The organism is Pragia fontium DSM 5563 = ATCC 49100, from assembly GCF_900112475.1.
In the GTDB taxonomy this organism is placed as follows: Bacteria; Pseudomonadota; Gammaproteobacteria; order Enterobacterales; family Enterobacteriaceae; genus Pragia; species Pragia fontium.
This window is the reverse complement of the sequence record NZ_FOLW01000002.1, coordinates 38,096-54,528: the sequence shown is the minus strand read 5'-3', so window position 1 is coordinate 54,528 and position 16,433 is coordinate 38,096. Positions and strand designations below refer to the sequence as shown.

General features: G+C 40.6%; 16 protein-coding genes. 5 read left to right on the top strand and 11 right to left on the bottom strand.

The window, feature by feature from the left end; translation table 11 throughout:
- Positions 1–179 precede the first annotated feature (179 nt).
- The 11 genes from BMZ28_RS03320 to BMZ28_RS03270 all read right to left on the bottom strand — a co-directional run bounded on the left by BMZ28_RS03320 (position 180) and on the right by BMZ28_RS03270 (position 10,466).
- Positions 180–866 (bottom strand): ZIP family metal transporter, encoded by a 687-nt coding sequence (locus BMZ28_RS03320; protein ID WP_074820696.1) that lies wholly within the window; start codon positions 864–866, stop codon positions 180–182.
- 253 nt (positions 867–1,119) lie between these two features.
- Positions 1,120–1,380, bottom strand: a complete 261-nt coding sequence (locus tag BMZ28_RS03315; protein ID WP_074820694.1) for a hypothetical protein — start codon at positions 1,378–1,380, stop codon at positions 1,120–1,122.
- 443 nt (positions 1,381–1,823) lie between these two features.
- Entirely contained in the window at positions 1,824–2,369 is a 546-nt protein-coding gene (locus tag BMZ28_RS03310; protein ID WP_074820693.1) for a hypothetical protein, read from the bottom strand.
- 1 nt (position 2,370) lies between these two features.
- Entirely contained in the window at positions 2,371–3,477 is a 1,107-nt protein-coding gene (locus BMZ28_RS03305; RefSeq protein ID WP_074820690.1) for a beta propeller repeat protein, read from the bottom strand.
- 21 nt (positions 3,478–3,498) lie between these two features.
- Positions 3,499–4,017 (bottom strand): hypothetical protein, encoded by a 519-nt coding sequence (locus BMZ28_RS03300; protein ID WP_074820688.1) that lies wholly within the window; start codon positions 4,015–4,017, stop codon positions 3,499–3,501.
- An 18-nt stretch (positions 4,018–4,035) separates the two neighbouring features.
- On the bottom strand, positions 4,036–4,242 hold the full coding sequence (locus BMZ28_RS03295; protein ID WP_074820685.1) for a hypothetical protein: 207 nt from the start codon (positions 4,240–4,242) through the stop codon (positions 4,036–4,038).
- Positions 4,243–4,259: 17 nt separating this feature from the next.
- Positions 4,260–4,613 carry a DUF4150 domain-containing protein gene (locus BMZ28_RS03290; protein ID WP_074820683.1) on the bottom strand — a complete coding sequence of 118 codons (354 nt, stop codon included), beginning with the start codon at positions 4,611–4,613 and terminating at the stop codon, positions 4,260–4,262.
- Between the two features lie 14 nt (positions 4,614–4,627).
- The gene (locus tag BMZ28_RS03285; protein ID WP_074820679.1) at positions 4,628–5,842 is read right to left on the bottom strand and encodes a DUF2169 family type VI secretion system accessory protein; all 1,215 of its coding nucleotides are present in this window, start codon (positions 5,840–5,842) and stop codon (positions 4,628–4,630) included.
- Between the two features lie 17 nt (positions 5,843–5,859).
- On the bottom strand, positions 5,860–8,040 hold the full coding sequence (locus BMZ28_RS03280) for a type VI secretion system Vgr family protein (RefSeq protein WP_074820677.1): 2,181 nt from the start codon (positions 8,038–8,040) through the stop codon (positions 5,860–5,862).
- An 84-nt stretch (positions 8,041–8,124) separates the two neighbouring features.
- A complete protein-coding gene (gene tssF / locus BMZ28_RS03275; protein WP_047780371.1) occupies positions 8,125–9,876 on the bottom strand; it encodes a type VI secretion system baseplate subunit TssF in 1,752 nt (583 codons plus the stop codon).
- 74 nt (positions 9,877–9,950) lie between these two features.
- Positions 9,951–10,466, bottom strand: a complete 516-nt coding sequence (locus BMZ28_RS03270; protein WP_047780370.1) for an Hcp family type VI secretion system effector — start codon at positions 10,464–10,466, stop codon at positions 9,951–9,953.
- A 752-nt stretch (positions 10,467–11,218) separates the two neighbouring features.
- On the opposite strand from BMZ28_RS03270, the gene tssB reads away from it, so the two are divergent.
- The 5 genes from tssB to tssG all read left to right on the top strand — a co-directional run bounded on the left by tssB (position 11,219) and on the right by tssG (position 16,430).
- On the top strand, positions 11,219–11,725 hold the full coding sequence (gene tssB, locus BMZ28_RS03265) for a type VI secretion system contractile sheath small subunit (protein WP_047780369.1): 507 nt from the start codon (positions 11,219–11,221) through the stop codon (positions 11,723–11,725).
- Between the two features lie 89 nt (positions 11,726–11,814).
- Entirely contained in the window at positions 11,815–13,302 is a 1,488-nt protein-coding gene (tssC, locus tag BMZ28_RS03260) for a type VI secretion system contractile sheath large subunit (RefSeq protein WP_047780368.1), read from the top strand.
- Between the two features lie 4 nt (positions 13,303–13,306).
- Positions 13,307–13,723, top strand: coding sequence for a type VI secretion system baseplate subunit TssE (tssE, locus tag BMZ28_RS03255; RefSeq protein WP_053007540.1), 417 nt, complete (start codon positions 13,307–13,309; stop codon positions 13,721–13,723).
- A gap of 32 nt (positions 13,724–13,755) precedes the next feature.
- On the top strand, positions 13,756–15,474 hold the full coding sequence (gene tssF / locus BMZ28_RS03250) for a type VI secretion system baseplate subunit TssF (protein WP_074820675.1): 1,719 nt from the start codon (positions 13,756–13,758) through the stop codon (positions 15,472–15,474).
- A complete protein-coding gene (tssG, locus tag BMZ28_RS03245; protein ID WP_047780366.1) occupies positions 15,453–16,430 on the top strand; it encodes a type VI secretion system baseplate subunit TssG in 978 nt (325 codons plus the stop codon). Before tssF (BMZ28_RS03250) ends, tssG begins: the two co-directional genes overlap by 22 nt.
- The last annotated feature ends 3 nt before the right edge of the window (positions 16,431–16,433 follow it).

Genomic DNA, 16,433 nt, shown 5'->3' with positions numbered 1-16,433 from the left:
CATTGCCCTGCGCGCGAAAAATAAAAATCTCTCCTGACTCCCTTGAGTTAATCAGGGAGGTACTTGTGATTATTGTAGCTTTCAATAGCCGACATGCAATTGGAAAAGTGATCGGTTAAGGATAAGCCACTCTTCCAATCTATCGGCTTTAATAACAGCGACTAAAATTGCTCACCGTTTTACATACTTTCTTCCAATACCAGCAGTAATATAAAACCAGCAAAAAACATGGCGGTTGCCAGTGGCGTATCTTTACCCCCTTCATGAGCCTCAACCAACAACTCTTCAGTAACCAGATAAAGCAGAGCAGTCAGGCCAAATGCCAAAAAAGTTGTCAACCAGAAGGTTCCAAGTGTAGCTAAGGGTGCGCCCAGCATACTACCGATTGGTAGTAATGATGCCAGTACAATCACGGCCGCCAATGCCCGACGACGATTACCTAAAAAGTCCCGTAGCTCACCAACCACCGATAATCCAAGGAATAAAATTTCCAGCGTCAGCGCCAGAGTTAACAGCATTCCGGTTTTCGCCCCAGCAGCAAAGGCAATCCCTAATACCAAACCATCAATAAAAATATCGATACCCACCGCAGAAATAAACCCCACCGGCCCCTCTGCCTTCTCCCCCAGATATTTGATACCCAGCATCAGTATTACACCGGTAATACTGCCTAACAGCACTGCCCAAAGAGAATGCCCCTTTAAGTCGGGAAGGATCTCCACAGCCACCGCAGAAAAAACAATCCCAGCGGTAAAATGATGAATAATACTCATCGTTCCATCACCCGGGCGGCGAAATAGCGCAACAGAAGCACCAATAATGGCAGCAGCAGCAGGAATTAACGTATAAAGCACGGCAACAGTCATGGGATAGACCAATTATGATTGGGGGCTTAGGGATAAGTTTAGCAGACTTGTAAAACTGTTTTTATTGGGGTGAGATTCTAGGCGGCAAATCGTTTTCAAAAACCAATGATTTTCTCATTCAGGCGAATAAGAGGCTAATTGACTAAAAAATTGATGAATTATAAATATTTCTCTATATTCGTAGCCAGCTTCCCTCAGAGACTAACAACTTATTGAATACCAAAATAGTTTTTAACCAAGGCTAAAATGATATTTAATCATTATTGCAGCCGCTAATAATTCGTTCAACATAATCAAGAACATCATAAGCATTCCCTGGAAATACTTTACCCCGGTGTTGAATTTTATTCGTTGTAGGGTAAAAACATACTGCACCATCTAAAGTATCAAATACAACGGACTGGTTAATATCATATTGAGAATAAGATACATTGTGTTTTTCGAGTATCGTTATATTCTCAATCTTTCTTGCCATTTTCTCTTTTTTTAATTCACTTATTTCACCTTTAGTCATTGTCAGCATCCTGCCAGTTTAATTACATATTATTTTTAAGTACTATAGACTCTCGTTTAAGAGACTTGTTTTTCTGTTAACTGATATTTTTAGCGACTTTATTTGCACACTTCTTCTTTGAAGTAAGACAGCACTCCTCTCCAAACACCTATTCATAACGAATCGGTAATAAGACTATACTTTTAGCCACCGTCATATCCGTTAAACTAAAACTGATCCGGCTAACATACCCCGAACCACAAATAGATAATTGTTTATGTAAGAATGGACTCCTGCCTCTATTTCTTAACATAAATACAACATAAAAAATTCAACAAGCAATAAAACAGGTGATAACTAAAAATAATAGTTGCCACCTACTATAGATATGCAAAAATAATCTGAAATATAATTTTATATAGCGCCGACTAACAAAAATAAATAAGAGGTTCGCGACAATAGCGCTATTCACTTTCAGGAAGTTCAAACTCAATATCAACACCTAATCTTACTACTAATATACGTTGAATCCCCTTTCCTAATTTATCATTCCAGGTCACTTCAACAACCCGTCCATCATCTAGATAATAGGATTGGCGTAAATCATCAGTAATATCAGTAAAGTCATCGCTAAGCTTAGTTTGAATTGAAGTTAATGATTCTGACTGGATATCCAGTGAAAACGGCGCTTCTGTCTTCCAACTATTAGTCTGAACAAACTCAAATTCAGCCGATTCTAAACACCACCGTTCTTTATCACCCCTTGGTACATAAATCACGTGAGGATGTGACAACGTTAAGGTTAAACCCTCTTGCGCCAATACAACTCGATGTTGTTTTTTTAGCAACTCAGGGCAGATCGTATGCGGAGATAGCTCATAGAGCTGCTCTAACCGTAACAGCCAATTATAAATATTATGGCAACCGACTCTGATACAAATCGCTTCGGCTAATGTCGGAAAAGGCTCCATTAACGTTTGCATTATGATCTCTCTTTGTGTTTTATCCATACTAGTTATCATCCTGCCCGATAACTGACAATAAGAAATTGATCTTACTCTCTTTAAACGAATAACGACAAACAACTTTTTTACCAACAATAAGTAAATTATCACCGTAAACATCAATTATAACAGTATCATTTAATAATTCAGACGCTACTTGATTTAATTCATCATACATATCAACGGTTACTACCTTATCGTCTTTTAATTGCCTCACTCCCTTATTGGTACTGAGAAAAACTCGCCCCGCTATCGACACAAAATTATCAATAGAGACAAGATTAGTACTATCACTAATTTCAATAAAGCCATCACGATAATTACCTTTTAACAGATAACCATTATAGCCACCAATATACACTGTATTTTCATCGTGAAGATAGATGCTCAACAAACCATCAGTCGTTGGCACTGTTAACCTTTGCCAATTAATACCATTATAATGAAATACCACACCACCTTCTTTGCTCCCCGGCGAGGTTCCACATACATAAATGTCGTTACTACAATAACCATTGATTGCGGATAAATTTCTATTTCCTTGTTTTTTTTCCTGCTTTTTTCTTTCGTCGAGCACTCGCGTAATATTTTCCATCGTTCGCTGCTCTTCTGGTAAACTATTGATGACTTCGTCACGCATTTTTTTTCGTTCTTTTACGCCAGCTTTCCTATCCTGTTCCGATAGAATAGAATCATCAATATGCTGCCACTTATTTTTTTCTACCCGTTGATAAATTTGCCCTTTATTACCACATACATATAATTGTCCACCAATTTGTACTATATTTCGTAAATTGCCCCAGCGTTCTACTTCATTCAGAGTTTCAATGCTAACAATTTTACCATCCTGAATAAAAAAAACTTTACCAACTGGAGACAAACAACAAAGACCATTAAACTCCTCCTGAGCGGATATATAACGCACCATATTATCAGCCCAGTTTTTTACTTCCAGAGTAGTAAACGTTAAATCATTTATATTGGAGGTATCCCAAAAGCTAAATTCTGAATAATCAGAATAAAATTCAATATCATTATCTACAGATGTCAAGACCAAACGGTCATTGTCAACTAAACAGCCACCGGTAAACTTAATATTTTGATCTATTATCATTATTCCATATCCTCTTACATATTATTTAGACTTAAAGTTAGCCAACCTACTATAAGCGTCACTTCCCTCTTTTGGTGGCCGCTTTGTTGTTCTTACTGGGACTGCTGTCTTATCAACCCCAGGAAACATCCCATCGATTTTTTTTTCTATTCTTTCTTTACAATCGTCGGTTAACTCTGGCTCAATATCGTCCAAAGAAACTTTAACCTCCTCCAAAACATCAAAAAGTGTTGATGTACCGATAGGATTTCCCATATCCCCAAGATCTTTAATAGCAGCATCAACTTCATGTGCTGATTTATGCGCCTTTTCGCTCAAACAAATACACACACCTTCTTTTAAAGTCGGCATTCCACTTATTCGCTTATCATTTTTTATCGCATCTTTACGCGTACCATATCGTAAAACAAAATCGGGCACGATATGGTGGGCATCATAACCTGAGGGACAATCTTTATCTTCATAGGAGTATAATTGACAGTCAGGAGTATTTTCATTTTGGTCCCCACCGCCACTAACTTTTCCTCCAAACTTTGACATTTTAACTCCTTTTTACCACTACAATAGCTTCACTGCGTTTGCCTTTATATCTGCTATATCTGGCGAATCACCGAAGCTGGCTAAAATCCCACCAATAATCTCAAGCGGATTAATTTTCTCCAGCTCACTTTTTAATGAAACCTCCGCCGGATTCGCTTCAGATGCTTTAACCAACGACATCGCTGGTTTATTGACAATTTTACCAACCGTATTGCCTTTTGCCATAATGTCCCCTCCCTTTGTTAGCCGTTCATATGAAATTTATCACCGTGCCTTAATATTTTTTTCTTCTTGGCCTTCACCGTATCGCTTCGTTGGTCAGGCCGGCACTTACCGCTAACTTTAGCCTTTTTAAGACCACGACCGATCCCGGGTTGATCACCGATAGTAATCGAAACAAAACTTTTTGAATGAACCAATATAGGATCACCATTAACTCTAACCGATGGAACTATTGACTTTGAATTTGATAAGTAAGTCATCACTGGATATGGAATTGGCACCATTGAAGGACCAATCGGAGTTTTGCACACATCAGGAAAGATACAGACGACTAACCAAGTGCCATTCTTCCTCGCGATTAAATTTTTAGCCATTCTATTTCACTCCCTTATACTGATGAACGAGGATACAGTTTATCTAGCAATGTCAGAGGATGAATCTCGTAACGAAACTCAGCCGCTGATATAGGAATATCGGCTTTGATTAAGTAGCGATAAGTTAAATGCACCGTCAACGACTCAGTATCTATCAATAAAGTATCAAGCTTCATTGGTTGAGGAATCACACCCTGTTCAGCTCTCAACAGGATAAAAGCTAAATGGTTTGGTAAATTGAAACTAATCTCACCATCAGGCCTAACATTCGTTATCGAGACATGAAGCCCTGATGGCAATTCAACCACCTGCTGATCCTCGGGCGCTCCATTCCAGTAATTAAAATCAAAATCATGCGGTAAATGAGGATGACGATTATCGATCCATTCCTGATCATAAGTACCTGCTTTTGCTAATCTAGGTGACCAGCCTCGACCAATAAAACCAAATCCAGCTGGGGAATAAACCGGATCGGATAAATCCATTTTTCCTTTTAGCATTTTACTAATATGAGAATTAGATAATGCTCTCCCAACATTCATGATCCTCGGCGCTGACCAACAGTCTTCTTTAATAACATCTAAATACCATGACTCGCAAAAACCCAAACCGATAGGATTGCTCATACAAGCTGTATGGGCAATAGCATTACAAGGAGGAAAATCACCATAAGCAATCAATTGTTCTTCTGTTAATTGATACTTTTTATCTATACGTGATGCTCGTTTATCCTGCTTGTCAATTACACACTCCCCCCCAAATGCATACTGATAATTGATCGGAAGCGACAGAAATGGCTTAGGTTGACTAATATGATGCGCTGTCAGGCTATTCCGCGTTATTCTGCGTTCTCCAATTATATCCACCTCTTTAGACCAGAGTGTTATTTCACCATCTAAAGATGTTAGCTGTGCCTTAACCGAAAAAGCTGAACATGCTTTGCCACCAGGCGCATAAGCTGTCGCATTAATCACAACATCGCAATAAGGTTTATAGGGCGCTAGATCGCTCTCAACCAACACTGCACTTTTATTCATCTCTCCGGCATAAACATCCTGAAAGCTCAGAGGAACAGAATTCTCATCTTGAATATCTACACGATACTCACCATTTTCTTGCTGAATTAAATTGAATCCGACCTTAGCAACAAAGACATTATATTCAGCGTCATTTTTATCGACCATTTGGTAGCACAATGCGTCAAAAGGTGTCTTATTAGCAAACTTCATATACTAAAAATCTCCCGCTAATTCAGATCAATGTCTTTGCCTTTTAGTTTAAGTGGCCCCTTCGACGTAATAAGAATGTCATTACCTTTTATCGTAACTTTACCGCTTTTATCCATTCTTAATATGCTCTTACCACAAACTAATTCGATCGTATTCTTAGCTGTAATTTTGATTGAATCTCCAGAGCTAACTCCAATATTCTTACCAACCCGAACAATCTTATTTAATCCAATCTCTTCTGCCTGCACCAAAGCAACTGAAGTATTCATCGCTGCACCAACAGAAATCTGATAAGCACCACCAATAGTTAATACTTTAGCTGCACCAATGGTTTCTGCTTTAGCCGCACCAATAGTTTCTGCTTTAGCTATAGCTATCGTTTCAGCCTGATTACCTTGCACCGTCAGTACATCATTACCGCCCACGGTGGTTGTACGGTTAGCGCCCACATTGTCCGTTTGATTACTGCCAATGGTATTGGTTTGATTGCTACCAACGGTCCAGCTCTGATCTACGCCAATGGTGGAGTCTTGGTTATTACCAATGGTATTGGTTTGGTTATTGCCAACATCCAAGGTTTGATCCACACCAATGGTGCCAGCTTGGTTATTACCGACGTTTAATTTTTGGTCAACGCCGACCACCATGGTCTGATTATTATCAACATTCTCATTATGATCGTTGATAACATGTACACCTTTGTCGTTGAGTACATCCACATTCATGTCTTTCTGGGCATGCATGTAGAACTCTTCCTGACCGGCCTCATCTTCTAAACCAATTTCGTTAAATCCATCCCCTTTATGGGTTTGGGAACGAATAGTCATGCGGGTTTTCTTCGCTGGCAGTGATACTGGTGTGGCGTTTTTGCCGTTATACAAGGTGCCGACAATCACCGGCATATCAATATCGCCATTTAAATAGGCAATAATCACTTCCTGACCAATGCGTGGCACTGCCATAAAGCCAAAACCGTCGCCGTTCCAACCCTGCCCGGCGCGTACCCAGCAAGAAGCATTTTCATCAGCGGCATCATACTTATTCCAGTGGAAGTGGATCTTCACCTCACCGTATTCATTCACATAAATCTCTTCACCGGCCGGCCCAACCACCGTAGCCGTTTCATCACCGTATACCGTAGGTTTGGCAATAAACGGCGCACGCCAGTCCACAGAACCGGGAATAAAAGTGAAACTGTTGGTTAACGCCGCAACTTTATCTCCGGACTCTTCCGCGACAGATTGGGGTAATGATCCACGATGAACAATGCTGACAATTTGCCAGTTGCTGTTCATTGCATCAGTAGGATGCTCTTCTATATCAAAAATCTTGCCTGGCATCAGTTGAATACAGTTACTCTCGGCTTTGCCGGATAGACTATTAGACTGATGAGACTCTAACCGATATTTGGCATATTGCTGGGCTACACCATCATCATCATAGCGGCCATAGCTTTCATACATGGTGTATAGAGGACGTTTTTTAGCCTGCTTGGCTTTAGTGTCCAGGCCAACATCCGGATGAGAAAATTTATAATCTTTCAGATGAACCGCATTAGGCTTCATTTTTGCCCCATACTGCAGGCGATGAATCACCGACTCTTTGCTGGCACTCTGAACATGTGCGTTATACAGCAGCTTTTCGCCTCCGGTCATTCCCGTTCGACTATCACTGTAAAACATTTTGTTTTCTTCAAACCAAAAAACAATCCCTTCTTCTGCGGCTAAGCGACTGAAAAAGTGATAATCCGTTTCATTGCGTTGGGTGGTGTACTCCCACTGTTTATGGGAGTCGATTAACTTAGATTCAGACCTAACATTATGTTTTTGTAAGAGTTCATCTAAAATATCAGGAACTGATTTGAAATGAAAAATTCGGTTATCCTGAGTTAGCGTCAATAACCACATTTCAGGCCGGATGGTAAAAGTGTAATAAGTACGATGGAAACCACTGTCACCACGGAATGCCTCAGCCACAATGCCATTAATCGTTCTTTTAACCTGCCCATCCACTTTGATGGTCAGTGAGGCATTTTGTAGTAACTGCTCATCCATATCGACGTTAGCATCATCACTGGCTACCTGAACCTCCAAGGTAAACAGCGTTGATAATGCTTCTTCCAGCGTGAAATCAACCACATCAAAAGTCGATTCTGGCAGGCCGCCAATGTTACATGAAAAATATAAGCCGGTATCCATAACCTACGTCCCTTTCATTACATCAACACGATGTGCGGTATATAACCCTGCGGCTTGCACAATCCATATTGTGGTTATCAACATTCAGATTTGCTCCCTACCGCCAAGAATCGGCGCTAAAGACCATAATCTCTGTGTTTTACTGTTGACGATCTTCATCGTCAGGAAATTATTGCTGGTCATACAAAACGGCAGCACATTGCCTAAAATGAAGCCGAACTGATACATCTCTCCTTCATCCCTAAAGCAGTCAGGATCTAAAGATAATGTCATCTCTAACCCTCGTTTTATGGCCCCGGTATTCCAGATCCAATCCAATGCTTTGGTTTGCAGGCTCACAATGCCTTTTAGGCGTTGTTCACTCATTTGCTGTAATGGCGCACTGGTGTGAATGTGATAATTTAAGTCAATGATCAACTGCCTCATCGCACTTAAATCTTTCAGGAACAGCGGACTTAATGATAAATAGGAGATAATTGGCCAGTGTTCGTGGCTATCCACTAACGGAGCAATTTCACTGGTTGGCTGAGTAATATTGGTAAAATTTAAGCTATTGGCAATATCCAACGTGGGTATACAAATATCACCGATACTTAATTCATCACATTTTTTACCGTTGGTTAACTGAACATCACAAAAGAAAGTCTTATGAGGAAAATCAATCACTCGTTTCCCCTGACTATCAATAAAGGTAATTTGGCTCTGCGCCTCTCCCTTTACGTTGTTTTCCAACATACTCTGATAGTAAATCTGCTGACCATTAAAGTTATTGGTCGCAAACTGTGTTACTGGAAGATAGGCAATGTTATCACCGCGAGTGTTACGCTGCCCTGACTCCAGAATGGAGTAAATGGATTTTATTTGATAAAGATGGTTATCTTCTTCATCGATATATTGATAAGAACTTTGTCCTTTAACAAAATCCCGGATCTGCGGCTGGCTGCTGTAAAGATTAATGATAGGTGTACAGTTAGATAAAAATGCCGATGCTGCATCAATGGTTTTATCCGTCAATAATGGTTGGTTAAACTCAAAAATCAGCTCAAACGTTTTATCTTCATCTAACGTGATTTCACTCAGCTCATGACTGAGATCGAGAGTAATAAAATCATTCACGTGTGGTAGATGAAAATACTCCTGTAACAGCTGTAATCGCCAGAATAATGGAATATCCAATGGCAGAATTAAATTCTCCGCATCCGGAATAAAAGTCTCAATAACCTGGTTTGATAAAGAGAAACGCTTATCGCCGCTAACAACGGAGATCTTAACCAGATATTGCTGTAACCACAGCTGCAGCAACCCAGCAATCTGAGGATCATGGCTCAAAAACAATCGAAAAGGCTCAGTAATCCACTCACCGGTTTTAGTGATACCGCCTTGCCATTCAATTTTTATCTTAATTGCGCCATTAGTTGGCGTATTAACTAAACTACAGTCTCGGACAAAACAGGGAAGAACGCGGATCTCTCTGGCCAATTGATAAGTACAAACCTCACCATTTTCCAGATTAGCCTCGACCCTGCTGCCTTTGGCAAGCTGATAGATTTCATCCGACTTAGGTTGAAAACGGAGAATTGCGGTTGAGGGTACTGGTCTGATCGGCGTAGGCCAGACCCGCGATAATAAGTTTTGCGTAATTTCAGGAAACGCATCATCAACGTTTTGGCGCAATCTGGCCATTAAAAATGCGAAGTGTTCAAATAAAAATTCGACGTCGGCATCATTCTCGGCAGACTGCAGAAAATCACCAAACGATGAATTTTGATTTGCACGCTCCGCGGCTAACTGTTTGATATATTGTAATTCATCTTTGAAGCAATCCCTTAGCTCCATATTTCCACCTCGGCTTATTATATGAAGACAGCCATATCCATGCGAATACGGCTATCTTTGTCATATCACAACAATTAAGCTGCTGGTTTACGCCAGTCATCTGCACCGGAAGTACCGGCTACAGTGTGTTCCCAATCGATTTTGCGATAGGCTAAGTGCACATCAAGCAATTGAGTGAAATGAGCCTGAGAAGGATCCTGGCTGTTAGGCATCACTAAGTTCATGTTAACAATAGTGGCGTCTTCCAGCTTAGTGGTGAAGTAGTGCTCCTGCTTACCATCTGGAGAAGTTCTGTACCACTTCAGATTCACTTCTGGCAGGCTCTCACCTGAAGCTAATGCGTTATAAAGCAGAGGAACTGCTTTATTTAATGCAATAGTAAGAATTAAAGGTTTGTGTTGACGCTGGCCTGAAGGCTGGCCATTTTGAGGATCGGTAGGAACAAATACCTGATGTTTAACTTCCTGAACAATCATCTCATCTTCATGACCTTCGACAAAACCTTGACCTACAGATTCTAAGGTATAAGCACCCTGAGTAATATTGCCCTGAGTTTTCCCCGTGATCGAGGCAAAAGCTGGTGTTGGCATCGCATTCTCCTTTACATTTAGTTGCCAAGAGTATATTTAGAGTAACAATTACTGATTATTCAGTACGCTATTCTAAATTTCTTAAAATCATGAATACATTCGATAAAACCATATCTGTTAGCCATGCATCCATGTTTAAATTCCATTTCCCAAAAAATCTTAATGTTCTTAAAACAACACGATTATTTAAGCGAAGTTGTTTATTCAGAACATCAATAACGTCAATCCACCACAATAAACCCAATAAATATAACAGTTAAATTCAATTCAAATTAAGAAAAATAAAACCAACAGGTTTATTTAAAATTTAGATTATTAAGTACCGATAAAATAACGTGCGAAATTATATACAAACATACGTAATACCCTGATTTAAGCTGGGATATGTTAAACATATAATAATTATTTTCACACCTGTTATTTATACTAGTTTATTAGCTTTTGTTCATTAAACAAGAACATGAAAACAGCTTTTAATTACAAAAAATACAACACAAAAAAACAAACACAACCGGATGAATAATAACAATAAAATATAAAAAATACATATGCGAGTTATTTTTTAAATAGCAACACAATGAATGCACAAGCAATATAAAATAAAAAAATTTGCTATTGCCATTTTGTATTTTGATCATTATTGTCGTATAAAAATACGCGTATCATTAATTAAATCAGGTTAAATATCAGATTAACTGAAACACACCCACACACTTTTCAATCTCAGGATATAGTTAGCAAAGGATTAACTCATGGCTGGTAAAAAAGGTAGCGTTGCACCAAAAGAAAGAATCAACATTAAATATACAACCGAGACTAACGGTCAGGTTGCAGAAAAAGAATTACCCTTTCACGTATTAGTGACAGGTGATTTTACCGGTAAAGCCCAAGATACTCCGATTGAAGAACGTAAGCCGATATCAATTGATAAATATTCTTTTGATTCTGTGATGGCAAATGCAGGTATTGAGCTTGAGTTTTCGGTGCCTAATCGATTGGAAGAAAATGCCGAGGTTGAATCGGAAATTCCCGTCAAATTAAAAGTGGAAACACTTAAAGATCTCTCCCCAGATAGCATTGCTCAAGCCATCCCTGAATTGAAAAAATTGATTGAGTTAAGAGAGTCACTGGTAGCCCTAAAAGGCCCATTAGGTAATAAGCCTGCGTTCCGTGCCCAAATTGAAGCGATCCTCGGTGATGAGAAGAGCCGTGAACAGCTGCTGCGTGAATTAAGTATGACAACTGGATCGGATGAATAGTAAGCATAAAAGCCAATTGTGACAGATTGATAAATTGTATCGGGCCTCTGTGTCATTGCATTTGATGTTTTAAGAAGGGATTACTTTATATGTCTATAGCTGAACAAAATATTGCTGCCGATTCTCAGGAGCAGGCTCTTAGCTCAATGAGCCTTCTGGATCAGATAGCTTCTCAAACCAATTATTCTCCAGCTGATGAAAGCTACGATATTGCTAAACAGGGTATCGCTACGCTGGTCTCCCATCTCTTGGATACGGGAAATACGGAAGAACCGGTCAACAAACAGCTGGTTGACAGAATGATTGCAGAACTGGATAAAAAACTCAGCCAACAGATCGATGAAATCCTGCACAATCAGGAACTACAGAAAATCGAATCATCATGGCGTGGTTTAAAACTGTTAGTTGATCGCACTGATTTCAGAGAAAACATCAAAATTAATCTGATGTATGTCACTAAAGATGAACTTTTAGAAGACTTCGAGTTTGCGCCTGAAATTACCCAATCCGGTCTCTATAAGCATGTTTATTCTGCTCAATATGGACAATTTGGTGGTGAACCGATTGGCGCAATTTTAGCCGATTACCAATTCCTACCAACGGCGCCAGATATGAAGCTACTGCAATATACCGCTTCTGTTGGTGCCATGGCGCATGCTCCGTTTATCTCATCAGCATCACCTCAATTTTTCGGCCTTGATAGCTATACCCAATTAGATAGCATCAAAGAACTCAGCTCAGTTTTTGAAAGCCCGACCTATACCAAGTGGCGCTCACTGCGTGAAGCTGAAGATTCAAGAATGTTGGGTTTGTTGACGGTTAGAAATCTGGCGCGTTTACCCTACTCACCAACGGATAATCCGGTTAAAAGCTTTGGCTATGACGAAAATGTCAGTCAGGATCATGAACACTATCTGTGGTCCAACTCTGTATACGCATTTGGTACTCGTCTGACAGACAGTTTTGCTCAATATCGCTGGTGCCCAAACATTATCGGTCCAGAAAGTGGCGGTGCGGTTGAAGATTTACCGGTGCACGTCTTTGAAGCAATGGGTGAGTTACAAACCAAGATCCCAACCGAAACATTGATTACCGATCGCCGCGAATTTGAACTGGCCGAAGAAGGCTTTATTGCCTTAACAATGCGTAAAGGATCGGATAATGCCGCATTCTTCTCGGCTCAATCCGTTCAGAAGCCGTTGAAATTCCCGAATACGGATGAAGGTAAAGCGGCAGAAACCAACAGCAAACTGGGTACTCAACTACCTTACATTATGCTGTCTACCCGTATTGCCCACTATCTGAAAGTTATTCAGCGTGAAAAACTGGGCTCCTATCAGGAATCTGCTGATGTAGAGCGTAATCTGAATACCTGGCTGAAGCAGTACGTATCCGATCAGGAAAATCCACCGGTAGATGTACGTTGCCGCCGCCCATTCCGCGCAATCAGTCTGGCAGTAAGCGACGTTCCTGGTGAACCAGGTTGGGTGAAAACGCGTCTGTTGCTGCGTCCTCATTTGAAGAGTATGGGTTCGTATACCGAGCTTTCTCTGGTAGGACGTTTGGACAAGGAATAGTCACATGGCAACCTTGCGACGCTGGGATACAGGCAGTAAAGGCAGCCTGTTTGACCGATTACAGAACGACCAGCCGCGACTCAAAGGTGACGCGGCCTTTATTCTCTCGATCAAAAATAACCTGCGTCATATTTTCAACGCAAGGCCCGGTGAATGCCATGGCACTAAAGAACTGGGCATCATTGATGTTAATGATGCCCTGCTAGGTACTGAAGAAATTCAAAGTTCTATCTGTCATTCGATTCGCCATTGCATTGCACGTTATGAACCGCGAATCAGCCATACCCAAGTTGTTGTCAGGCAGGACCCTATTACCTTTACCTATTATTTTTTGGTCATCGCCCAAATAGCTCAGGTATATGACATAGAGAAAATCGAACTCGATATTCGTATAAATAACAATAAATTAGAAGTTCTTTAATCAATTTATTTCTGAGCGCTATTAGGGATGATATGTTGTCAGATAGTTATATTAAGCAAGAAAATCACTATCTCAATGAAGAAAGTAAGAGATTTGTTGAGGAGTTCCCTCAGATTTCTCAATTTCTTGCGGAGCCTTATTTCGATCCGGACGTTAATCGTACCTTAGATGGTTTTACCTATCTAAGCAGCTTGCTACACGCAAAAATCAATCAGGAATATCCACAACTCACCTCAAACCTGATGGACATGCTATGGCCGAATTATTTACAGCTAACGCCAAGCATCACCATTATGGAGTTTAATCATCAGGATCATGAAGGCGTGCAAATACTGTCGCAAGCGACGGTATTAAGTCCGGTCACCGCCAGTCAGCCGGTTTCATGTACCTTCAGAACAACCCGGGATATATGGGTAACGCCATTTGTTATTAATCAGACGGCTAAAACATCAACCAATACCCTTCGTCTGAGCTTTACTAGCCACAATAGCCAAAATCTGGCCGCTGCCGGCATTGATAAATTAAGCTTATTTCTGGGAGCGGATATGATGACCAGCTTCCAGCTCTACCTCTATTTTGCCGAATATTTATCCGCAGCAACACTGCACATCAATGGGCAATCTCTACCGCTACCTGACCTTCAGTTAGTCGCAACAGGATTTAATGCCGAAGATGCTATTTTGGACTACCCGATTAATACTTATGCCGGTTATCGATTACTGCATGAATACTTCAGTTTTACCGAGGGATTTCTCTTTTTTACCCTGAAAGGATTGCCTGATTATCTGGATCGATTATCCAGTGAAACGTTCGCGCTTGAATTCGAATTTAAACAACCACTGCCACCAGCGCTGAAGCTGACCACGGATTCCATCAAAGTGAACTGTGTGCCGGCCATTAATCTGTTCTATCATGATTGTGAACCCATCACCCTCAGCGGTGAAAAAACAGAATATCCTTTATATATCAACCATCAACAGCGCCAACATTATGAGCTATTTTCCATTGATAGCATAACCGGATGGGCTAACAATCAAACGCGGAAATACACGGCATTTGACAGTTTTCAACATCAAATAAATTATGAAAATGGCGGTAATCCACTCTATTACCACTTAAATCGTAAACCGAGCGTAGAAAAAGAGCACATCGATTATTCTTTATCTTTTGTCAGAGGTGATGAAGCAGAGCGACGCAATGACGATGAGATCATTTCCATTCGCGCCTTGTGCAGTAATCGAGATGAAGCGCAGAAATTACGTATTGGAGAGATTAATCTTGCTGGTGAGGGTATTCCAGCAACGGTGACGTTTAAAAACATCACCTTTCCATCCGGTATTACCCGTCCTAACCTTGATGGCAGCTTACAGTGGAGCACCATATCGTTACTGTCTCTAAACTATCTGTCCTTACTCAATAAGGACTCGCTGTGCCAAATTCTACAAAACTATAATTTCACTGCTCGTTATAACCAACGTTCAGAGAAGTCACTGACTAAATTATTATCCTGTATCCAGAGTTTTGAGTCAGTGCCACATCAGCAGTATTTCAATGACTTAATTATTGAAGGTCATAAATCAACCTTAGTCATCTCTCCTGATGCATTTAATAACACCGGGGAGATGTATCTGTTTGGCTCAATCATGGCGCATTTCTATTCGCAATATGCCACGGTCAATTCATTCCACGTACTGGAATTGGTTAATTCATCAACTCATGAGGTGTATCAATGGTCGTTGATGAATACTTAGTCCCTGAACAGGCTGAAAAATATAACTTTTATCAGCTTATCGAGCTACTGGCTAAGTCTAGCGGTACCGATATCGATAACTTACTGAATTTACCGCCGGATAAAGAATCTATCCGCTTTATTAGCAATCCATCTTTGGCCTTCGTAACCCGGGATATTTCCTCTGTTACCGTTAAAGATAATAAAGTACAGATCAAATTACCGTTTTTGAGCCTGACAGGTACCCATTCTCCTCTGCCAAATTATTATCTGGAAGGAATGGCATGGGAAGAGATTCAGCAGGATTATCGGTTAACCGCCCTGCTCGATCTGTTTAATCACCGTTTAGCCACTTACTTATACAAAGTCTGGCGGAAGTATCGTTACTACATCTGCTATAGCCATAGTGGCCAAGATGAATTTTCCCAGCGGATGTTTGCACTGGTTGGCTTGGGGAAAGTAAGTATTCGCCAATCATTACAAGTGAACCAAAGCAAGATGCTGTCTTATGCCGGTATTCTCGCCAGTGCAGGACGTTCACCTCATTTGATGGCCTCCCTTATTGCTCACTGTTTTGATTTATCGAATGTCAATATTGAATCATGGCAATTTCGCCGAGTGCCCATACCTCAACAACAGCAAAACCGTATTGGCCAAGCCAATGCCGTGCTGGGCGAAAACCTGATTATTGGCACACATATTCCTGACTACAGCGGTAAGTTTACCTTAACCATCAGTGAATTAAGTCGTGAAAAAATGGAGCAATTTCTTCCTACCGGCTCGCTCCACCACGCTCTCCATAATTTTGTGTCATTTATTTTAAGGGATCAGTTTGCCTGGGATCTGCAGCTGGTACTGGGGGAAAACCAGATCGACGCCATGACATTAGGTGAAAATACCGGATGTTATCTGGGATGGACCACCTTCCTCCAAGAACCACCAAGTAATCCCAGCACCATGCTGAAGATGCAGGAGTAATTA